At 68.1% G+C, this 20,518-nt stretch carries 16 protein-coding genes and 2 pseudogenes; 8 read left to right on the top strand and 10 right to left on the bottom strand.

Features of this window, described 5'->3' with window-relative positions; translation table 11 throughout:
• Positions 1-81: 81 nt before the first annotated feature.
• Genes ACFV1W_RS14320 through ACFV1W_RS14305 form a run of 4 tightly spaced genes read left to right on the top strand, consistent with a single transcriptional unit; the run spans position 82 to position 8,314 of the window.
• Positions 82-2,244, top strand: a complete 2,163-nt coding sequence (locus ACFV1W_RS14320; protein WP_380416260.1) for a hypothetical protein — start codon at positions 82-84, stop codon at positions 2,242-2,244.
• Positions 2,245-2,277: 33 nt separating this feature from the next.
• Positions 2,278-3,909 (top strand): type I restriction-modification system subunit M, encoded by a 1,632-nt coding sequence (locus tag ACFV1W_RS14315; protein ID WP_380416258.1) that lies wholly within the window; start codon positions 2,278-2,280, stop codon positions 3,907-3,909.
• Entirely contained in the window at positions 3,906-5,096 is a 1,191-nt protein-coding gene (locus tag ACFV1W_RS14310; RefSeq protein WP_380416256.1) for a restriction endonuclease subunit S, read from the top strand. The genes ACFV1W_RS14315 and ACFV1W_RS14310 overlap by 4 nt, the downstream gene beginning before the upstream one ends.
• Positions 5,093-8,314 carry a type I restriction endonuclease subunit R gene (locus ACFV1W_RS14305; protein WP_380416253.1) on the top strand — a complete coding sequence of 1,074 codons (3,222 nt, stop codon included), beginning with the start codon at positions 5,093-5,095 and terminating at the stop codon, positions 8,312-8,314. The genes ACFV1W_RS14310 and ACFV1W_RS14305 overlap by 4 nt, the downstream gene beginning before the upstream one ends.
• 39 nt (positions 8,315-8,353) lie before the next feature.
• Here ACFV1W_RS14305 and ACFV1W_RS14300 read toward each other — a convergent pair whose 3' ends face one another.
• The 9 genes and pseudogenes from ACFV1W_RS14300 to ACFV1W_RS14260 form a co-directional block, all read right to left on the bottom strand.
• Positions 8,354-8,773 (bottom strand): NUDIX domain-containing protein, encoded by a 420-nt coding sequence (locus ACFV1W_RS14300; protein ID WP_380416303.1) that lies wholly within the window; start codon positions 8,771-8,773, stop codon positions 8,354-8,356.
• 324 nt (positions 8,774-9,097) lie between these two features.
• Positions 9,098-9,673 (bottom strand): annotated as a pseudogene (locus ACFV1W_RS14295) (hypothetical protein); the annotation flags it as partial.
• Between the two features lie 134 nt (positions 9,674-9,807).
• The gene (locus ACFV1W_RS14290; RefSeq protein WP_380416251.1) at positions 9,808-9,990 is read right to left on the bottom strand and encodes a hypothetical protein; all 183 of its coding nucleotides are present in this window, start codon (positions 9,988-9,990) and stop codon (positions 9,808-9,810) included.
• 83 nt (positions 9,991-10,073) lie between these two features.
• Positions 10,074-11,120 carry a hypothetical protein gene (locus ACFV1W_RS14285; protein WP_380416249.1) on the bottom strand — a complete coding sequence of 349 codons (1,047 nt, stop codon included), beginning with the start codon at positions 11,118-11,120 and terminating at the stop codon, positions 10,074-10,076.
• The gene (locus ACFV1W_RS14280) at positions 11,114-12,136 is read right to left on the bottom strand and encodes a glycosyltransferase (protein WP_380416247.1); all 1,023 of its coding nucleotides are present in this window, start codon (positions 12,134-12,136) and stop codon (positions 11,114-11,116) included. The genes ACFV1W_RS14285 and ACFV1W_RS14280 overlap by 7 nt, the downstream gene beginning before the upstream one ends.
• Complete coding sequence (gene serS / locus ACFV1W_RS14275; protein WP_380416246.1) at positions 12,137-13,429, bottom strand: serine--tRNA ligase; 1,293 nt, start codon at positions 13,427-13,429, stop codon at positions 12,137-12,139. It lies immediately after the preceding gene.
• On the bottom strand, positions 13,422-14,132 hold the full coding sequence (locus ACFV1W_RS14270) for a histidine phosphatase family protein (RefSeq protein ID WP_380416244.1): 711 nt from the start codon (positions 14,130-14,132) through the stop codon (positions 13,422-13,424). The genes serS and ACFV1W_RS14270 overlap by 8 nt, the downstream gene beginning before the upstream one ends.
• Complete coding sequence (locus tag ACFV1W_RS14265; protein WP_380416241.1) at positions 14,129-15,013, bottom strand: aminoglycoside phosphotransferase family protein; 885 nt, start codon at positions 15,011-15,013, stop codon at positions 14,129-14,131. The genes ACFV1W_RS14270 and ACFV1W_RS14265 overlap by 4 nt, the downstream gene beginning before the upstream one ends.
• Before the next feature lie 74 nt (positions 15,014-15,087).
• Positions 15,088-16,338, bottom strand: coding sequence for a methionine adenosyltransferase (locus ACFV1W_RS14260; protein ID WP_380416239.1), 1,251 nt, complete (start codon positions 16,336-16,338; stop codon positions 15,088-15,090).
• A gap of 210 nt (positions 16,339-16,548) precedes the next feature.
• Between ACFV1W_RS14260 and ACFV1W_RS14255 the strand changes: the two are divergent.
• The 4 genes and pseudogenes from ACFV1W_RS14255 to ACFV1W_RS14240 form a co-directional block, all read left to right on the top strand.
• Positions 16,549-16,764 (top strand): annotated as a pseudogene (locus tag ACFV1W_RS14255) (helix-turn-helix domain-containing protein); the annotation flags it as partial.
• 189 nt (positions 16,765-16,953) lie between these two features.
• On the top strand, positions 16,954-17,940 hold the full coding sequence (locus ACFV1W_RS14250) for a hypothetical protein (RefSeq protein ID WP_380416301.1): 987 nt from the start codon (positions 16,954-16,956) through the stop codon (positions 17,938-17,940).
• Entirely contained in the window at positions 17,937-18,821 is an 885-nt protein-coding gene (locus tag ACFV1W_RS14245; protein ID WP_380416237.1) for a phosphotransferase family protein, read from the top strand. The genes ACFV1W_RS14250 and ACFV1W_RS14245 overlap by 4 nt, the downstream gene beginning before the upstream one ends.
• Positions 18,822-18,852: 31 nt before the next feature.
• Positions 18,853-20,016 (top strand): damage-control phosphatase ARMT1 family protein, encoded by a 1,164-nt coding sequence (locus ACFV1W_RS14240; protein ID WP_380416235.1) that lies wholly within the window; start codon positions 18,853-18,855, stop codon positions 20,014-20,016.
• A 94-nt stretch (positions 20,017-20,110) separates the two neighbouring features.
• Here the strand turns inward: ACFV1W_RS14240 and ACFV1W_RS14235 are convergent, their stop codons facing one another.
• Positions 20,111-20,446, bottom strand: coding sequence for a hypothetical protein (locus ACFV1W_RS14235; RefSeq protein WP_380416233.1), 336 nt, complete (start codon positions 20,444-20,446; stop codon positions 20,111-20,113).
• Positions 20,447-20,518 lie beyond the last annotated feature (72 nt).

Here is a 20,518-nt window from a genome sequence, read left to right as displayed (position 1 = left end):
GCCGCATCCGAAGCACCGAGAGTCGGCGAACGGCTCAACCCCAGGCCGCTTCGCGACCAGCCGAGAGAGGAGATCAGTGCCATGTCCGCCGAGTCGTTAATGCCCGGCACCGCGATGGTGAATGGCAGTGTGCTGCTGGTCTCCATGGCTGAGATCGCGGAACTGGCACAGGTCAAGCGGCCCGTGGTCTCCACCTGGCGTCGGAGATACGCCGACTTCCCGGCGCCCGCTGCCCACGACGCCGGCCACCCGCTGTTCGATGGTCAGCAGGTGGTCGGGTGGCTCATCGCCACCGGTCTGGGCAACACCAGGCCGGGGCAGCTGCACGCAGAGATCGTCCTCCACGGCATCGCCGCCCAGGCCGACCGAACCGACCCTTTGCGCACTGTCGAGACCCTCGGTGCCCTGCTTTGTCTGCGCCACCTGGACGAGCGGCCGCTCGCCGACGATGCGACGGTGAGCACGCCCGAGGAAGCCCGCGTTGCTCTCCTGCGCCGGGCCGAGCGTATGGACCCGGAGGATGAGTTCGTCCTTCGCGAGCTGCGGGCGGCCGGTGCCGACGTAGTCCGGCTCGCCCACCTCGCCGAAGGCATCGTCGAGGCCGCCTATGGAGAGCGAGGAGCGCATGAGTGGCTGCTCGCCTCACGTTCCCGGCTCCGCCTGCCCGCGCTGACCGCCGATGCCCTGACCGCCGAGCTCCAGAGTCTCCTCGTCGATCTCACCGACCTGCGAGGCCGCCTCGACCGACAAGGCTCGGTCACGCTTGCCGATCCGCATGCCGGCGCGGGCGATCTGCTTGTCGCCCTGATCCGCGAGGCCGATGCGCCCGACGCCATCACGGCCCTGGCCGCCGACCCGGACGAGCGGCTGGCCCGTATCGCCCGGCGCCGCCTGCTGCTGGCCGGCATCGACGAATTCTCGCTCGACGTCCAGGTCGGCCAAGCTCTTGAGGAAAGCCTCGCGGATCCTGACCTGATCGTCACCCAGCTTCCCTTCCAGCCCGGCGAAGACCGGTCGGTGCTCGCCGCTCTGGAGGGCATCGAGCGCGTCGCCGACCTGCTCGGTCCTGGTTGTACTGCCCTTGCCCTGGGCCCGGCTGACGCACTCATCGACGCTCTGCCCGGTACAGCGGAGTCCCAGCTGCGCTCCGCCCTTCTGCGAAGCAAGGTCGTGGAGGCTGTGGTCGCCCTGCCCGGCGGCGTGCTGCCCTACCGGCCCGGCTACCGCGCGGCGCTGTGGGTCCTCACCCGCGGCCAGGTCTCGACGGCGGAGGGCAACGTGCTGCTCGCCGACATCAGTGCCGAGCCCCTGTCCGAGGCGGTACGGATGCGGCTGGCCGAAGACATCCTTCTGTGGCGTGCCGAAGGCTTCCGTGCCCTTGACGGCCACGACCCTCGCTACGGTCGCGCGGTGCGCGTCGTCGAGCTGGACCGCGCCTTCGGCGGCCCGCTCACCCCGCCGGGTCCGCCTGCCTCTCAGATCCTGGCCCGCACGGTTACCGAGCGTCCCGCCCTCATCGGCGAGGCCGAGGGCAGCCTGGAGCGCGCTGCCAAGGCGGCCAGGTCGTACGACGACGAGTACGGCCCCTACCGGGGTGGTGTCGTCCGCCGCACCGGCCCGCGTCCGCGGCGCACCACCCTCGGCGCGATGATTGCCGAGGGCCGGGTCGCCAAGATCAAGGGCCACCGCCTCGAACAGCGGCACTTGACCGGAGGCGGCCACCATGTCGTGCTCGGACCCGAGGAGGTCACCGGACGCAGGGCCGTCGGGGCCCGGTGCATCGACCGGCTGGTGCTGGCGACGGCGTACGAGCACGTAGCGCTCACCGAACCGGGGGATCTCGTCTACACCCTGGCACCCGAACTCGGTCTGTTCATCAACCACGACGGGTTCAGCGTTGCCGCCTTCCCGGCGCGCGTGCTGCGCGTCAACCCGCACGCCGAGCGCCCGCTTACCCCGCGCGTGCTGGCCGCCTTACTTGGAGCAGCCCGAGGCACCGGTCGCAGCCCCAGCGCCGTACGCCCCGCCCACCGCATCGAGGAGTACGAGCTTCCCGATCTCGACCGCGACGACGTGGAATGCTTCGACGCGTTGCTGGCCGAGGGCGAGCGTCGGGAGCGGATGCTGCGTACACAGACCGATGCGCTCGCCGAGGCACGACGACTGACCGTCGCGGGCTTGGCCGACGGCACCCTCACCTTCGGTGATACCCGGCACGTACCACCGTGTTCCCTGCCAGACTGACCCATCGAACCCACGGACCAGGAAGAAGGAACGATGCCCCCGCGCAAGCGAGCCACCACAGCCCAGGGTGAACTGCCCGGCGTCTCCAGCACCAAGGAGATTCAGGACATTCTGTGGAAGGCCGCGGACAAGCTCCGTGGCTCCATGGACGCCGCCCAGTACAAGGAGTTCGTCCTGGGCCTGGTGTTCTTGAAGTACGTCTCCGACGCCTTCGCCGAGCGCCGCGCGGAACTGGCCGCCGATCCCGAGCTCGCCGAGATTCCCGAGCACCGGCGGTCTGCATTCCTGGAGGAGAAGGACGAATACACCGAGAAGAACGTCTTCTGGGTGCCGCCCACCGCCCGCTGGGACTACATCGCGGAGAACGCGACCAGCGCGGAGGGCGGCGTCGGCAAGCTCCTCGACGACGCCATGGACGAGGTTATGAAGGCCAACAAGGCCCTCACCGGCGTCCTTCCGAAGATCTTCAACCGCGACAATGTCGACCGGAAGCGCCTGAAGGAGCTCGTCGACCTCATCAGCGATGCCCGCTTCACCGGGCACGGCGACCGTCCGGCTCAGGACGTGCTCGGCGAGGTCTACGAGTATTTTTTGGAGAAGTTCGCGAGGGCTGAGGGCAAGCGCGCCGGCGAGTTCTACACCCCCGCGAGCGTGGTACGGCTGCTCGTCGAGGTGCTGGAGCCGTACGAGGGGCGTGTCTACGACCCGGCCTGCGGCTCGGGCGGCATGTTCGTTCAGGCGGAGAAGTTTGTGCTGCGGCACCGAGGGCGCGACCACAGCCACGACATCGCCGTGTACGGCCAGGAGGCCAACGAACGCACCTGGCGCCTGGCCAAGATGAACCTCGCCATCCACGGCATCGACCCCAAGGGCGTCGGCGACCGCTGGGCCGACACATTCGCCGACGACAAACTGCCCGACCTCAAGGCCGACTTCATCATGGCCAACCCTCCGTTCAACATGTCCGACTGGGCGCGTAGGACGGATGACCCGCGGTGGGCGTACGGCGTCCCGCCGCAGTCGAACGCCAACTATGCCTGGCTCCAGCACATCGTCTCTAAGCTGGGGGACCGAGGCAGCGCCGGTGTGGTCCTGTCCAACGGCTCGATGTCTTCCAAGCAGTCGGGCGAGGGTGAGATCCGCGCGGCGCTCGTCGAGTCCGACCTGGTCGCCTGCATGATTGCCCTCCCGGGCAACCTGTTCCGTACGACAGCTATCCCGGCATGCCTGTGGTTCCTCACCCGAGACAAGACCCCGCAGGGCGCCAAGGCGCTGACCGACCGGCGCGGCGAGGTGCTGTTCATCGATGCCCGGGCGATGGGCACCATGATCGATCGTACCGAGCGCATCCTCACTCCTGAGGATCTGGAGAAGATCTCCGACACTTACCACGCGTGGCGCGGCACCGAATCGGCGAAGAAGAAGGGGATCACATACCAAGACGTCCCCGGATTCTGCTCCAGCGCCACGCTGCAGGAGATCGCCAAGCACGACCACGTGCTCACGCCGGGGCGGTACGTCGGTGCGGCTGAGGTCGAGGACGACCCGGATGCCGAGCCGGTGGAAGAGCGCGTCGCACGCCTGACAAAGGAACTCTTCGCGCAACTTGATGAGTCGGCACGTCTGGATATGGTAGTGCGTGAGCAGTTGGGGAGGATTGGATGAGTAATCACACGCTAGAAGATCTCTGCGCACTCATTGTTGACTGCAAGAACCGCACGCCTCCTGAGGCGCCGCACGGGAAGGGCGTTGCCTTCGCTATCGGAACTCCGAACATTATCGATGGGCGCATTCGACTGCAGGGCGCTAAGCCGGTTACTCAGGAAACCTTCGAGACTTGGACGGCTCGTGCAGTTCCGCGTGTAGATGACATCGTGCTGACGAGAGAAGCCCCTGTAGGTCGAGTGGGCAGAGTCGAGGAAGGCATGGAGGTTTGCCTCGGGCAGAGGACGATGCTCCTGCGCGCCGACTCGAGTGTTGCCGATGCGCGATTTTTGCATTATCTCCTCCTTGGCGATGTCGTACAGTCGACCCTTCATTCCCACGCCTCAGGCTCCACGGTCCCGCACCTGCGAGTGGCTCAGGTGCGCTCGCTTCCAATCCCTGCGATTCCTGCACTGGGTGCTCAGCGGGCCATCGGGGCAGTGCTCGGGGCGCTTGACGACAAGATCGCAATCAACGAGCGCGTCGCAGCCACAGCTGACCGGCTTGCCGACTCGATCTTTGAGCAGCGCACACGAGGGCTTCGGTTGGCTCCCATGTCGGCGTTCATGTCGCCTGTCCTTGGTGGGACTCCCGATCGCAAGGTTGGTTCGTACTGGGGCCCTGGAGTTCCCTGGGCTTCGGCTAAGGATGTGGCTAGCGCCAAAGCGGGCGTTGTTGCGGATACCGAAGAAGAAATCACGGAAGAAGCTGCCGCTAGCACGCGCGCCAAGCCGCTTCCGAAGCAGTCAGTCATTTTGACTGCCCGCGGCACTGTCGGTGCCGTAGCGCGTGTTATGCGCCCGACGGCGATCAATCAGTCGTGCTACGCATTTCCTCCCGGCGAGATCTCTTCGGCAGTTCTATTTCATCTGGTTCGAGCAGGGTCAGAGCGTATGCTGAGTGTCGCTCACGGGACAGTTTTCTCGACAGTAAACATGAAGACATTTGATCACGTTGTGATTCCGGCGGTAGAGGCTGAGCTGAGATCAGCTCTTGAGGAAGTCCTTTCCCCGCTACACAGGCAGATTGAGGCCCGTATCGAGGAATCCGGAACCCTCGCTGCCCTGCGCGACACCCTGCTTCCCCAGCTCATGGCTGGCAAGCTGCGCGTCCGCGACGCGGAGCGCATCGTGGAGGACGCCCTATGACCAGCGACAGCGCCGGGTACGACGGCAAGATGACCGAGTCCACGTGGGAGGCCCTCGCCATGGACGAGCTCGCCGAGCTCGCCTGGCAGCCCCTGCCCGGTAAGGACATCGCTCCTGGTTCCGGGCACCGCATGGACTGGGACGACCTGATCCTGCACGATGAGCTCAAGTCGGCGATCGAACGGCTGAACCCGGACCTTCCGCCCACCGCCGTCCGCGAGGCCCTCCGCATCGCGACCGACCCCGCGTCCCGTGAGGCGTACCCGGAGAACAAGCAGGCGCACGCCCACCTCATCTCTGGTATCCGCCTCACCTACACCGACGACTTCGGGGCCGAGCAGGCGCCCACCGTGCGCCTACTCGACGTCAACTCCCCGGATGCGAACACGTACCACGCCATCAACCAGGTCATCCTGATGGACGGCGACCACCATCGCCGCTTCGATGCCGTGCTCTACGTCAACGGCCTGCCGCTCGCCGTGATCGAGCTGAAGAGCGCCGCAGCCGAGTACGCGACGCTCAAGGACGCACACGCGCAGCTGCAGACCTACGTCGCCGAGTTTCCGATTGCGTTCCGTTACAACGTCCTCTGTCTCGTCTCCGACGGCATCACCGCCAAGTACGGCACAGCGTTCACCCCGTACGAGCACTTCGCGCCGTGGAACGTGGACGAGGACGGCGACCGCGTCGATACCAACGCGCCCGACTACGACGGCGCAGAGGCGCTGAGCCTCGCCCTCCACGGGCTGTTCAACCAGCCCCGCTTCCTCTCCCTCACCGCGAACTTCGTCAACTTCACCTCTACCGGCAAGCGGATTGCCAAGCCGCACCAGTACTTCGCGGTCACGAAAGCTGTGGACGCCATCGTCAAGGCGTCCCGCAGCCACGGGCAGGCCGGTGTGGTCTGGCACACCCAGGGCGCTGGCAAGTCCGAGGAGATGGTGGAAACCTCCGCGCTGGTCTCCCGCCATCCCGCCCTGAACAATCCCACCATCGTCGTGATCACCGACCGCAACGACCTCGACGACCAGCTCTACGACACCTTCCAGGACAGCCAGATGCTCCTGGGGCAGGCACCCCTCCAGGTCGCCACCCGGGATGAGCTGCGCACTGAACTGCTCAACCGCCGCACTGGCGGAATCGTCTTCACCACCCTGCAGAAGTTCGGTCTCACCCAAGATGAGAAGGCCGCCGGCGCAGCCCACCCGTTGCTGTCCGAACGCCGCAACATCCTGGTCATCGTCGACGAGGCGCACCGCTCGCACTACGACAGCCTCGACGGGTACGCCCGCCACCTGCGCGACGCGCTCCCGTCCGCCACGCTGATCGCCTTCACCGGCACCCCGATCTCGAAGGCCGAGGCCGACACCCGGGCCGTCTTCGGCGAGTACATCGACATCTATGACCTAAAGCGCGCCGTGGACGACGACGCGACCGTCCGCGTCTACCACGAACCGCGGGTCATCGACGTGTCGCTCCCACCGGGCATCGACCCGGACGCCATCGACGAGCAGGCCAACGCCCTCACCGAGGGCATGGACGACGCCGAGCGCCGCCGCGCCGTGCAGTACGCAGCGACCATGAACACCGTCTATGGCGCACCCGACCGCATAGCTACCCTCGCCGACGACCTGGTATCCCACTGGGACCAGCGCCGCGAGCTGATGAAGCCGCAGATCGGCGGGCCGGGCAAGGCGATGATCGTGTGCGCCACGCGGGAGATCTGCGTCCGGCTGTACGACGCGCTGGCGGAACGCCGCCGGCAGTGGGCGAGCGACGATGTCGACAAGGGCGTCATGAAGATCGTCTTCCACGGCGACCGTACCGACCCCGAGCACCTGCGCAAGCACGCCCTGCGCAAGTCCCAGCAGAAGGTCGTCCAGGCCCGTGCGAAGAACCCCGACGACGAACTCGAACTGCTCATCGTCCATTCGATGCTGCTCACCGGCTACGACGCGCCGCCCATCCACACCATCTACATGGACCGGCCCATGCGCGGCGCCAACCTGATGCAGGCCCTGGCCCGCGTCAACCGCCGCTTCCGCGGCAAGCAGGACGGCCTCCTCGTCGGGTACGCACCGCTGACCGACAACCTCACCAAGGCGCTGGCGGAGTACTCGCCCAACGACCAGCAGGACAAGACCCTAGGCGCCGACATCGAGCGCGCCATCACCGAGGTAAAGAACGAACTCACCACTATCAAGGGCCTGCTGGCGGGAACCCACTGGAAGGAGCTGCTTGCCGACACTGCCCACCCTAAGCCGCGCACGCGCGCTCTGCGGCTGGTCTCCAACTACTTGCGTGACCCGCTGACTACCGGCAACAAGGTCGACCCCGGCGTCAAGCCGCTCTCCACCCGCTTCAAGGAGAGCGCCGCCCGCCTGGAACGCTTCTACCGGCTGTGCTCAATGAGCCGGGATATCACCGAGCGCTGCGCGGACCTGGAGGACTGGCGCCGCGACATCGCGTTCTTCACCGAGGTGCGGGCCTGGATGGTCAAGCTCGACGCCGCGGACCGCGAGGCTACCGGCCAGCCGCTGACCGCTGAGGTCCGGCTGTACCTCGAACAGCTCGCCGCCTCCGTCGTCGACGCCGACGACATCACCGACCTGTACGCCGAGGCCGGCATCGGCAGGCTCGACATCACGCGCCTGAACGAGGCACAGCTGCGGAAGCTGGAAAACTCCGAGACCCCGCACCTGGTTGCCGAGGCCCTGCGCCGCATGATCCAGCAGAAGATGCGCGAGGTCACCAAGCACAATATCGTCCGTCACGAGAGCTTCTCCGAGCGCCTGGACGACCTGATGAAGCGCTACATGCTCCAGCAGCTCACCAGCGCCCAGGTGATCGCCGAACTCGCCGCTATGGCTCAGGAGGTGTCGGCTGAGGCCCGCCGTGGTGAGCGCTTCGACCCGCCCCTCAACCACGCTGAGCTCGCCTTTTACGACGCCGTCGCCCATCGTGACATGGCCGAGCTCATGGCAGGCGGCGACGAGACGCTGGCGGAGATCGCCCGTGCCCTGGTCGCCGACATCCGCAAGAACCTGTCCGTCGACTGGCTCTCCCGCGAACCGGTCCGTGCCAAGCTCCGCAGTCGTATCCGCCGGGTCCTCGCGAAGTTCGACTACCCGCCGGAGGAGGAGCGCGAGGCTGTCGACCTCGTCCTCAAGCAGATGGAGACGTTCGCGCAGGAATGGGCCCCCAAGGCCAAGGAGTGAAGGCACTCCCCCTTGCAGGAAACGGTCATGGCGCGGCCCTTATGGACGGGTCGCGCCATGCTCCAGGTAAAGGGTTACCGACTGCGTCCTGGCGGTGCAGGCGGCGTGGACGCGGCGGGCGAGGCGCGGGATGAGGAGTGCGTCGAGCTGGTCGGTGGTGTGGAAGGCGTATTCGCCGATCTCGACCTGGTCGACCGTGATGTTGTCGAGCTCGTCGGCAGGGAGGACGCCGCCGTCGAAGACGAAGAGGAGCTTGTCGCCCTCGGTGGGGTGGGGTGCCCAGTCGGCCACGAGCAGCCGGCCGATCGGCGGGGTGATGCCGAGCTCCTCCTTGACTTCCCGGGCTGCACCCTCGCTCGGGGTCTCACCGGCGTGAAGGTAGCCGCCGGGGATCTCCCAGCCGGGCTTGTAGGTCGGCTTCACGAGGAGGACACGGTCGTCCTCGTCGAAGAAGAGCACCCCGGCGGCGGTACGGGGCTGAGCAGTGACCTCGGATGCGCCAGGGGTGCACTTAGGTTCGGCACTACTCGCGGATTCGGGTTCCTTCGCGTTGGGGCGAGAGCTTCGACGCGCTTCCGCAAGCTCCGGGCGGCCGGACCGCGTGAGCGGCTTGGATGACCGGGCGGGCGGGCCCACTGACTCGGGTGGCGGAGGCGACGACAGCGTGGCAGCCCTCACGACGGCGCGAGGAGGGGGTGCCGCCGGATCACCCAGCACGCGGACCGTCGGATTCCGGTAGCGAACGGCTACGCCGGACGCGGTGGTGAGTTCCACCAGCTCAAGTGCGAGGTCGCACGTCGTGGGGCCGCCGGCCTCGGTCAGGGCACGCTGAAAGTCGGCAACCGTCTTGGCCAGCTCCCAAGAGCTGCTCACGAAGCGGAAGACCCCGAGGGCTGGCTTCTCGGCGAGCTTGAAGTCGATGCTGGTGCTGGGCATGGGGCCTCGACCGGACTTCGCCGCCAGCCTGCGTTCCTCGATGCTTTCTGGACACCCACACGGCTTGCCGGCATCCGCCTCCGGCGCGAGCAACCGGGTGCCGTCGCAGTCGTGGAGTACGTGGCCTTTGTAGCCGAAGAGCAGCATGCGGGCCTGGACGGCGGATGGTCCTTCAACGATGATCCGCACCGTGTCGTAGTCGGTCAGCACCTCCAAGGAGTCCTCGGCCGTCGTCTCCCACTTCGTGGGCTCACCACCGAGCAGACTCGCGACACCTGCGGCAACGTCCGGGACAGCCATGGTCACGCGCCACGCGTCCAGCGCCTGCGGTCGGTTGTTCACCAGCCGCCCTGCCCGAAAGCGGCCGACGTAGTCCGACTGGCTCTCCGAGCCGCTGCCGGAATCTTGTCTTCTGCTTGCCACAGCAGCAGCCCTTTCTCACGCAAGCGACGAACCGTCAGGTTGGACGTCGAACCTCCCAGCCCGTGATGAGCGTATTCCGGGAAGGGGCAGCCTTGATGCGATGCGCTATTGGGCCCCGACCGTATGTCCCCTCCTCACATGCATGCTGCTGCTCGTCTCGTAGCGTCAGCCCACGCGCCGGCGAGCTGGGCGCGGAGGTGGGCCTGGCGGGCGTGGTGGTGCTGCCGCTCCAGCCGCCAGGCGCAGAGGTGGCAGGCCGCGAGTGTGACGGTCTCGCCTTCGACGGTGAGTGTGCCCAACTCGGCGACCTGGGTCACTTCCTCACACTTGAAGCAGAACCCCGTTGTCCAGGCGAAGCGGAGTCGGAACTCGGCCGGAGGGTTCCGGTCACGTCGGGGTCTCACGTCCTGTCGCTCCAGCTCGACCGCGGTAGGGGGAGAGAGTTGGAAGAGGCGACGTCGCGGCGGTGGATCTCGCGCTCGATGACGAAGGCGACCTCGGGCCACGGCAGGGCCATCGGTGAGGTGAGGCTCCAGAACCCGTGGCTCGCCCGGACCAGGGCGCTGACCCCGAGCGGTGCGGCGTCGGCGGGAACGCCGGCAAGGATACGACGGAGTATCCCGCCGGCCCCTCGTGCCGCAGGGGCGATGCCGTTACCGACGAGCAGCGTCGCGGTTCGAACGGCGTCGAGCACGTCGGCGTCCATACCGGCCGTCGCGAAGCGGCCGAAGGCCAGCTCCCACCACGGGCGACGAGTGCGAGCCCAGGCCAGGCGCTCAAGGCCGGAGCCTAGGTCCACCGCCATGCAGCTGGGATCCGCAGCATTCCAGAGCAGGACGATGTCACCGATGGGAAGGTCCAGGTGTCGGAAGTGCACTGTGAGGCCGCGGACTTCGCGGCGTTGCCAGATGGCGTTGCGGCCTTGGATGGTGAGATGTCTGGCGTGGAGCCCGATGCCGGACAGCACTGTGAGCCAGTGATCGAAGATTTCGGTGAACTCGGCCGTCCGAGTGACGGGTTCGATGCGCGATATGTTGACGAACGAGGTGAGGAACCCCTCCCTCAGAGCACCGACATGGTCCCGCTCACCGGTCAGTCGGACAACCGGCTGGGGAAGGTAGCCACGGCGGAAGACGTACGGCTTGCCGTCCTTGAGGAGGGGGTCGAGCGCTTGGACGGCGGAGATCGTCAGCTCGGTGTCCCAGCCCCACCGCATGGGCAGCGGCCTCGCACGGGCGACGCCCGCCGCACGGAAGCCACTCTCCAACTGCTGCAGCAGATCAGCCCACTGGAGCGGTCGACTGGCCGGACGGTACGGCGTCCCCCGGTCGCGGTGGCGGATCTCGAAGCGGCTGTTGGCGTCGTGCTCGATCTCCCACTGCGTGCCGAGCCCGAGGCGGTCGCTCAGGAGATCGAGCGGCCTCGACGGTGGGTCCGCGGTCAGCACGGCCTGGTCGCCAGGGCGCGGAAGTGTCGCTCGGGGTCGAACCGGTTCAGGCCGATGTCCTGCACGGTCGGCGCGTCCAGTTCCAGGCACCGCTCGATCGCAGCGGCAAGCACCAGGGCCGCGTCCTCGTCGTCGTGCTCAGGATCGACTCTGGCAACGGCTCCGGTGGTCTCGCAGAGAGCCGCCTCCGCACAGGTGCCGTCTCGCCAGCAGAGCGCAGCGACGGGCGTGCCGGCACGCAGGGACTCCCCGAACACGGCGGCGCCGGCCTCCACGTAGCTTCGTGAGCAGGTGTAGACGTAGACCGACGCGTCGGAGAACGCGGCCGTCTTGGCCGCCCCTCCGACTTCGCCGACCCAGCTGACGTGATCAGCCGCGAAGAGTGCCTGGTGACGGCGCACGTAGTCGTTGTCGAAGACAGGTCCGACGATGTGTATCCGCCGACCAAGCAGTTGGGCCGCGCGCACCGCGAGGTGCGGCGACTTCTCCTCGTCGATCCGGCCGAGCCAGACGAGGTCGCGGCCGTGCCGGGCGGGAGGTTCGGCTTCACCGAGCCCGAGGTGGACCGCGTGCTCCAGCACTGGTGCGTGGGCGGCGTACAGCCCCGCCATCTCGGGCGAGTAGCAGTAAAGCCGGGAGCGGTTCGCGTCGAAGGCGTCGGCGGCGTGCCGGAAGACCGGCGAGTGCTGGAAGGTCGCGACATCGCAGTTGAGATCGGCCCAGACCCGGCGCCACCCGGGGAGCGACGGGTACTCGTGTCCGACCACGAGCAGGTCGTAGCCGGTGGAACGCAGGTCACGAGTCTGCCGGGTACCCGGCTGGAGGTCCTCCAGGCGGACCGGGCGCAACGCCCAGTTGTCTGCGAGGTCGGTCCTCCAGCCGGGGCCGAGGAGGTGTACGTCGGCGCTTGCGGCTCGGGCGCCTTCCGCCACTGCCCAGAGCCAGCGTTCGATCCCGCCGTAGCCGACGGGCGGGAAGGTGTAGCTGCTGGGGAAGTCGCAGATGCCGACTAACACTTATGCCTCCGTTGTTCCGTCCGCCGAGATCCGGCGGAATCCGAGATAGGGCACCAGTGCCTCGGGCAGGACGATGGAGCCGTCCTGCTGCTGGCACTGTTCGAGAAGGGCAGCCAGGGTGCGGCCGATGGGCAGCCCGGAGCCGTTGAGGGTGGCGACGGGCTTGGTCTTGCCGTGTTCGTCCCGGGTGCGGATGCCCGCGCGGCGGGCCTGGAAGGAGCCGCAGTCCGAGACGGAGGAGATCTCGCGGTAGGTCTGCTGGCTGGGCAGCCAGACCTCGATGTCATAGGTGATCTGGGCGGAGAAGCCGAGGTCGCCAGCGGCGAGCTGGACGACCCGGTAGGCCAGTCCCAGCTCCTTGAGGCAGGCTTCGGCGTGGCTGAGCATCTTCTCCAGCTCGGCCTGGGAGTCCTCGGGGTCGCAGATGCGGACCATCTCGACCTTGGAGAACTGGTGCTGGCGCAAGATGCCGCGGGTGTCGCGGCCGTAGGAGCCGGCCTCCGAGCGGAAGCACGGGGTGTACGCGGTGAGCGCCAGGGGGAGTTCGGCGGGCGGGATGATCTCGTCCGCGTAGAGGTTGGTGAGCGGGACCTCGGCGGTCGGGATCAGGAAGAGCTCGCGTTCCCCCATGCCCGTGGCGAAGAGGTCCTCCTCGAACTTCGGGAGCTGGCCGGTCCCGGTCATGGTCTGCCGGGTGACGAGGTACGGGATGGCGTGCTCGACGTAGCCGTGCCGCTTGGTGTGCAGGTCCAGGAAGAGCGTCGCCAGGGCACGCTCGATGGCGGCGCCGGCACCGCGAGAGACGCTGAACCGGGAGCCGGAGAGCTTGCTGGCGCGGGCGAAGTCGAGGATGCCAAGGGCCTCGCCGAGGTCCACGTGGTCCTTCGGCTCGAAGGAGAAGGACGGCGGCGCGCCGAAGCGACGGATCTCGACGGCGTGCTCGTCCGAGTTGCCCTCGGGGGTGATGTCGAGCGGCAGGTTGGGAATGGTCAGCAGGAAGTCGCGCAACTCCTGCTGTGCCTGCTCCTGCTTCGCCTCGGCCGACCGGATCTCTTCCTTGAGCTCGCGGGCTCGGTCCTTCAGCGTCTCGGTGTCGCCGCCCTGGCGGGCCGCCTGCTGGACCTCCTGGGCGACCCGCTTCGACTCGGCCCGCAGCTCGTCCACGTGAGTGATGAGCTGGGATCGGCTGGACTGAAGAGACTCCAACGCAGAGAGATCCAGGGTGTAGCCGCGGCGGGCGAGGCGGCGGACCGCCTCGGAGCCCATCTCGATGAGGGCGCGGGGATCATGCATGGGAGTTCGTCTCCTCCAGCTGGACAGATGGTCCATCGAAGGTAGCAAGGGTGCGCTGGTCTTCTGGCCGCGATGACCATCCGCCCGCTGCGGCGGTCTCTTGTTCCTCCGCAGCCAGGACTTCGAGCAGGGTCGCGGTGAGGTCTCCGAGTTCGCCGTCCTCGATCCTGACCAGGTACAGGCAGGGCACCTCGTCGAAGAAGATCGGCATGGCCTGCCTGGGGGCGTCGCGCCAGGTCCGTCTGTGCCACCGCAGCACGGAGGCCAGCAGGCCGTGCGCGACGACCGTCCGAGGCGAGGGCAGCTGGAGTGCGCTCCGGAGGCCGGCAAGCATTCTGCGGATGGCTACGCGTTGGGACTCGCCGGCCCCGGGCGGGTTCTCCCATGGTCCGGCGGCGACGAGCCAGCGCGCGTACTCCGTGAAGAGGCCGCCTTCGAACTGCCCGTAGTCGACTTCGTTCAGGGCGGGCTCGACCCTGACGGGCTGATCGGCATCGCCCATCAGCAGCCGGGCCGTCTCACCCGTCCGGGCGAACGCCGAGGTGAGCCAGATCTTCGGTTGAACGGCAGCGAGCACGCTGCTACCGGTCCGGCAGGCGGCGCGTCCCGCCGGATCCAGTGGAAGATCGACAGTCGGGTCGCCGTTGACCCGGTGAGCCGCGCTGTAGTGGGTGCTGGAATGGCGCAGGAGGTAGGTGGTCACGTCTGGCGGCCCTTCTCCAGTACCGCAGTGAGATCGAGGTCGCCGGCGAGCCCTGCGATCACCCGCTCCATCACAGAGGCGCGGTGGTCTCCCACCTCGCGGTAGTAGAGGAGCCCGTCCACGCAAAGTGCGAGGCTCCAGTGCCGTAGCCGCCGCGGATCGAGGCCGGCGGTGGTGACGGCGATCTCGAAGCGGTCCCGCGTGTCGGCGCCGAGGTTGTAGTAGACGGTCCAGAACGCCCAGTCGAAGACCTCGTCGCCGACCATCGGCAGGGGGTCCGCCAGGACCGGCGCCTGGCGGTCGTCGAAGAGGACGTTCTCGCGGTAGACGTCCGCGTGAAGGACCGATGCCCGTGCCGCGTCCGGGTGCAGTCCGGTGACCAAGCGCTCGCCGAGCCTCGCCCAGTCAACCTCCAACTGGGGGCGTTGTGCCGCCAGGCGTCGGTGCACTCGCGGGACCAACTCGCATTCGAGGAAGTCGTGGAGGCTGGGAAGTGCTGCGGCGGCAGTGTTCGCGCCCCGGCCGAGGCGATGTAGTTGCCGCAGAGCGGTGGCCACCGCCTCGTACTCGTGCATCTCCGGTCCGACGGAACCGCCGGGTACGGCTGCCACCATCTCCAGGGAGGCGACGCCGAGGTCGTCCGCGTGCTCGAGCACCCTGACGGCCGGCCCGGCCGCCCAGATCCCCAGCGCGATCATCTCGTTGCGGTAGCGGCTGTGGTCGGGCCATGCCTTCAACAGGACCTCGCGCCCGCTGGTTCGCTCGCGCGCCACCATCAACAGGGAAGCGTGGCCGGCGTCGTGGTAGCTGTCGAGGGTCAACTGCCAGCGGCGTGCGGCTTCGTTGAAGACCTCAGGGGCGCGGGCCAGCCACCCGTGCACCCCCGGACCGTAGTGCTCCCGGAGCCGCTGCCAAGCGCTGCGCGGGGGCAGGAGCGTGGGCGATCCGGTGTGCATCAGCTGAGCCGGACGCCGTGGTGGACCAGCTCGGCGGTGAGCTCCGGGAAGCCCCCGAGGGCCAGGGCGACCTGGGCCTGTACCTTCTCGATCTCCGGGTCCTCGGCCGCGAGCCGGACCAAGACCTTCCAGGGCTGGTCGAGCCGCTGGCCGGTCGCGCTGACCAGGTGCACCTCGGCGTAGCTCCCGGTCTCGTCGTACAGGCGCTGGGCGAGCCGGGTGGCCGCCAGGTTGTAGAGCTTCCCGACGTGGTAGACGGGGTTCTTGCCGCTGGCGCCTTCCAGGTTCATCGGGCGCAGCGGGGTGATCAGGCCGTTGACCCGGTTTCCGCGGCCGACGACGCCTTCGTCGCCGGACTCGATGGAGCTGCCGGTGTAGGTCAGGTAGAGCTCGTCCTTCTCGGGGACGTCGCGGGCGTTGAGGAGGAAGGTGATCTCGACGCCGGGGAGGTGCTGCTCGGCGAACCGGGCGCACTCGGCCAGGACCTCCTCCTTGTTGGCGAGGTATGCGGCCCGGTCGGGCACGTGCTCGGACTTCTGCGGGACGCACAGGATGGCCTCGGCCTTGGCGCCGTCGAAGTGCCCCATCAGCTTCACGTCGGAGCCGCACCAGGGGTTCGCCAGGGTGAACTCGCTGACGCCGGAGAGGTGGTTGACGAGCGCGTGGGCGAACTGCTCGAACGGGGCCATCGGGGCCCAGCCGGTGCCGAGCGAGGTGTCGTTGGCGAGCAGGGTGTGGCGCTCGCGCAGGTCGTCCACCGAGCGGGGGGCGAACCAGCGCGAGCGGTCGGTGCCGCTCTCGTCGGTGACCACCGCGCCGGGGCTGGGGTTGCTGGTGATGTTGAAGACCAGGTCGAGGTGACCGGCGAGCTCGGGCAGCCGGTCGTGGAAGAAGGCCATGACGGCCTGCTCGACCAGCTCCCGTACCGGGATGTCCTCGCCGCCGCAGGCGTACGCGGCCCGACCGTTGACCAGCACCCTCACCGGAGCCGTCATCCGGCCGGCGCCGTAACGGACTTCGCAGGAGCCGCCGAGCAGGGCGAGCTTGTCGAAGTTGTGGTGGAGCACGGCGCCGAAGCGGTCGAGCGTGTAGCGGCTGTACGCGCGGGAGAGCTCCTCGGCCAAGTGGTCGGCGAGGGTGTCGGGGTGGCCGAGTCCCTTGCGCTCCAGCAGGACGAGGTCGGTGGGGAGCGGACGCCCGGTCTCGATGGTGATGCTGCTGTTCTGCACGGTCGTGCTGACTCGCTGCATGGCGATCTCCTCTTCCGTCGGTCCGGCTACGGCGGGCAGGTATGTGCCTTCGTCGCGCGCTGATGTGGCGAACACCTGCACGTCAGACCCGTAGCGGTGTGTAATGGGCGCTGAGCGCTCGGAAACATTCAGCCCTGCCGGTGAGCCGCCCGACCAGTACCGGCAATCCGACAGCGACCGCTGTCCACAAGAGACGCCCTGGGGGATCACATGCCGCGACCGCTCAAGCCTCTGGACCCCACTCGTTCCGCGGCCCACTGGTTCGGCGCGGAACTTCAGTACTGGCGGAAGCTCAGAGGGCTGAGCCAGGACAAGCTCGGGCAGTTGGTCCACTTGAGTGGGGACCTGATCAGCAAGATCGAGCGGGCGGAGCGGCCCTGCAAGCTCCACCACGCCCAGGCGTTAGACACGGTCTTGGACACCGGCGGAGTGCTCGCGCGAAGCGTCGTGCTGGCCGCGGCTGAATTGGACAACCGCTCAGGGGTAATGGACAAACGGCGCAACGGGGCCGTCAAGCCTCCCCGAAGGGAGGTGCTCGGGGGCACGCTGGAAGTGCCACCGCCAGCCTCCGAGTGGAATGAGTCCGACCCCGTGGAACGACGCAGCTTCCTTGCCGTGACGAGTGCAGCTCTCGCTGCTGGCCCTCTGGCCCAGTTCCTGACCTCCACCCCGGCCACCGCAGTACCCGCAGTGATTCGGCCCGCCGATGTCGAGCAAATCCGCACTGCAGCGACCACACTGCGCAGCTGGGACAACCTCTACGGCGGGGCTGGCGTCGTCCGTGACACGGCGCTCGCCCAACTGCGCTGGGCCGCCGGTCTCCTGAACAGTCGCTGCCCCACTCCGCTGCGGGCCGAACTCTTCGGAGCCGTCAGCCGTCTGGCGACCGTGGTCGGCGCATCGGCCTTCGACGCCTTCGCCCACGAAGACGCCCAACGGCTCTTCGCCTTCGCCACGTCGTGCGCCGAGGAAGTGGACAACTGGCCGCTACGCGCCATCTCGTACAACCTCCGCTCCCGCCAAGCCATCTGGCTTGGAGATCCCGACGCCGGTCTCACCTTCGCCGAGCTCGGCCTGGCCCGCGCCGACCGACTCTCCCCCGCCGAACAGTCCATGCTCCACAACGCCCGTGCGCGGGCCCTGGCGAAGATGGGGCGAGCCCAGCAGACCCTGGCCGCGATCGGCGCGTCCGACGACTCATTCACCTCGATCACCCCGGCCGCCGAGGGACCATGGATGGCGTATTACGACGGCGCCCAGCACCACGGCGACACCGGACACGCGCTGTTCGACCTCGCCCTCGCCGGCCACCCGCCCCAGGAAGCCCTTCGGCGACTCCAGGCCGCGGTCGACGGCCACGGCGACGGCTTCGCCAGATCCCGCGCCTTCTCCCGCACCAAGCTCGCCACACTCCAGATGGCTACCGGTGACCCCGAGCAGGCGTTGGCCGAGGGCCGCAGCGCCCTCGCGGAAGTCGGCGACCTCCGCTCGTTGCGTGCCAACCACGAGCTGGCTGAACTCGGTCGGGTCACCCATCGCCACCGTAACCTCGGCGACATCCGGGACCTGCGGGAACAGATCGCCGCTACGGTGGCAGCGTGAGCGACAACGAGGACTCCCACTCCCTACTGCTCAAGGCGTGTGCGACGGTCGGCCTGTCCGCAGCGGGAGCCGAACCGATTCGGATCGGGGAGAACGCGCTGTGGCGTTTGCCGCTGGGGATCGTGGCTCGCATCAGCCGACCGGGGCAGTCGGCTGCCGCCGGGCGCGAACTGGCGGTCGCACGCTGGCTGCGCGACTGCGGGGTTCCTGCGGTTCGCCCGCTCGAGCACCTGAGGGCGCCGGTGGATGTCGACGACAACCCCGTGACCTTCTGGCACGAGCTGCCCCCGCACCGGCCAGGAACCGCTGCCGACATCGCGCCGCTCCTGCGGCGTGTCCACGAACTTGCCGTTCCTGACTTCCCGTTGGGTCAGCTTGACCCGTTCGTTCGGCTGGCCGTCAGGATCGACGGGGCCGCCACCATCGACAACACGCAGCGGCAGTGGCTGCGTGACCGCTTGGCAGAGCTCCAGGCGGCGTGGCTGAGCCTCCCACCAGGCCTGCCTGCGAGCGTCATTCACGGTGATGCGTGGGGCGGCAACGTGGCGGTCACACCGACCACCACCTACCTGCTCGACTTCGAACGAACCTCCCTGGGGCCTCCCGAGTGGGACCTGACGGCTACCGCCGTCGGCTTCGGCACCTTCGGCACCGTTTCGGACAGCGAGTACACCGCCTTCTGCGAGGCGTACGGTGCCGACGTGATGACTTGGGCCGGCTACCCGGTGCTGCGGAGTATCCGTGAGCTCCGGGTCACCTGCTTCGCTCTCCAGCACGCGGCGGCTGATCCGGCTCGGCACCGGGCGGAAGCTCACTACCGTCTCTCCTGCCTGCAGGGGCAGAACGGTCCACGCCCATGGGGCTGGACAGCTGTCAGCTGAGATGTCGATCAGAGAGACGAGCCCGACCGTGATGACTGCACCCGTGATCCGCAGCGGCACCCCCGGCTCGTTCGCCCGGGATGTCTTCCATGAGCGGCACCCGAAGCTCGTCCAGCAGGTGCTCGATGCACTGCCGTACGGGCCGAGCGAGCGAGCCGCGATCGAGGAGCTCCTCGCCGAGAGCATCGACGGGGTGCTGCAGCCGCTCAGCATCAGTGCCCACGATCATCAGCAGTGGCTGGAGTGGGGTGAGGGCCTGTTCGGACGGCCGTGGGGCGAGGCGCCGTTCCTGTGGGCCGAGAGCTACTTCTACCGCAGGCTGCTCGAAGCCACCGGCTACTTCCGGCCAGGGGCTTGGCAGGGTATCGACCCGTTCGCTCCGTTCAAGGACGCCGAACTCGCCGGCCCGGCCGTCGACGCCGAGCTGGCGGCCCTCGGCGACCTGCCCTCGGATTTCACCGACAAGCGAGCCGCCGCGCTTCTCTCCTCGGCGCTCTGGGGCAACCGCGCCGACCTGAGCTTCCGGATCACGGCGGAGGCCGGAGGGGCGATCGCGTCCGACCTGGTGGCCGACGACAGCGGGTCGCTCTGGGCCGAGCTGGAGCGTGCCGAAGGCGGGCGTGTCTGCCTCGTCGCGGACAACGCCGGCCGGGAGCTCCTGCCGGACCTGGTGCTGGTCGACCATCTCCTGGCTTCCGGCCTGGCGGCGCAGGTCGTCGTGTACGTGAAGCCGCAGCCGTACTACGTGTCGGACGCGACGATGGCCGATGTCCTCGCCACCGTCCAGCGCCTGCGCACCGCGACCACGGCGGCTGCCGGGACGATCGGCGAACGGCTGTGGCGGGCGATGGACAGCGGCGCGCTCGTGATCCGCACGCACCCGTTCTTCTGCGCGCCGCTGCCGTTCCACGTCATGCCTGCCGACCTCCGGTCCGAGTTCGTCGGCGCCGCGATGACGATCCTCAAGGGTGACCTCAACTACCGTCGGCTGGTGGGCGATCAGCTGTGGCCGTCTACCACTGCGTTCACCGAGGTGGCCAGCCACTTCTCCTCAGCTGTCACGGCGCTGCGGACGCTGAAGTCGGACGTGATCGTCGGGGTCGACGCTGCGGTCGTCGCTCAGCTCGACAGCGCCGGGACGCCGTGGCGTACCAACGGCCGCCACGCCGTCATCCAGGTCGACCTCCGCCGGTAGTCGAAGCGCCCGCCCGTATGCCCCGCTGTCCTCGCTCGTCTGGGCGTCACGCGACAAGCGTGGAACATGAACAGCGGCGGGTGCGGCGTGGACGTCAGTCCAGGTTCCAGGTCGTTCCGGCGAGGAGTCCGTCGAAGGCGAGGGCTCTCATGGCGGTGTCGAAGTCGTCCCATTCATGCTCGGGTTCGACGTAGTGCCGGTCGAAGTCGGCCCGGGTGAGGTCGGGCTCGGGCCATTCGTGGGCGCAGCGGCAGCGGACGAAGATCTGGTCGCGGACGGCGAGGAGGAGCCAATCGCGGCGGGCGCCGCAGCCGGTGCAGGTGATGGTGATGCCGCGGGGGTTGAGCTCGGCGGGGTGTGGGACGGCGCGGATGATGGCACGCGCGGGTTCGGGGGCAGGGTTGTAGAAGTCGTGGTCGTAGTCGGTCATGCGGTCCCTTCGGGTCGGCGGCGGGGCAGCAAGGGACCATACGACGTGCGCTGCCGGAATGGATCCCTCCCA

It is taken from the genome of Kitasatospora sp. NPDC059648 (assembly GCF_042734825.1).
Lineage (GTDB): Bacteria > Actinomycetota > Actinomycetes > Streptomycetales > Streptomycetaceae > Kitasatospora.
Note: the sequence above shows the minus strand (reverse complement) of the source record. Positions and strands in the feature narration are given on the sequence as shown.

What these genes read in the sequence shown, in the direction of transcription:
- ACFV1W_RS14320 (WP_380416260.1), top strand. Translation starts at nt 82, where the DNA reads ATGTCCGCCGAGTCGTTAATGCCCGGCACCGCGATGGTGAATGGCAGT.
- ACFV1W_RS14315 (WP_380416258.1), top strand. Translation starts at nt 2,278, where the DNA reads ATGCCCCCGCGCAAGCGAGCCACCACAGCCCAGGGTGAACTGCCCGGC.
- ACFV1W_RS14310 (WP_380416256.1), top strand. Translation starts at nt 3,906, where the DNA reads ATGAGTAATCACACGCTAGAAGATCTCTGCGCACTCATTGTTGACTGC.
- ACFV1W_RS14305 (WP_380416253.1), top strand. Translation starts at nt 5,093, where the DNA reads ATGACCAGCGACAGCGCCGGGTACGACGGCAAGATGACCGAGTCCACG.
- serS (WP_380416246.1), bottom strand. Translation starts at nt 13,429, where the DNA reads ATGCATGATCCCCGCGCCCTCATCGAGATGGGCTCCGAGGCGGTCCGC.
- ACFV1W_RS14260 (WP_380416239.1), bottom strand. Translation starts at nt 16,338, where the DNA reads ATGCAGCGAGTCAGCACGACCGTGCAGAACAGCAGCATCACCATCGAG.
- ACFV1W_RS14240 (WP_380416235.1), top strand. Translation starts at nt 18,853, where the DNA reads ATGACTGCACCCGTGATCCGCAGCGGCACCCCCGGCTCGTTCGCCCGG.
- ACFV1W_RS14235 (WP_380416233.1), bottom strand. Translation starts at nt 20,446, where the DNA reads ATGACCGACTACGACCACGACTTCTACAACCCTGCCCCCGAACCCGCG.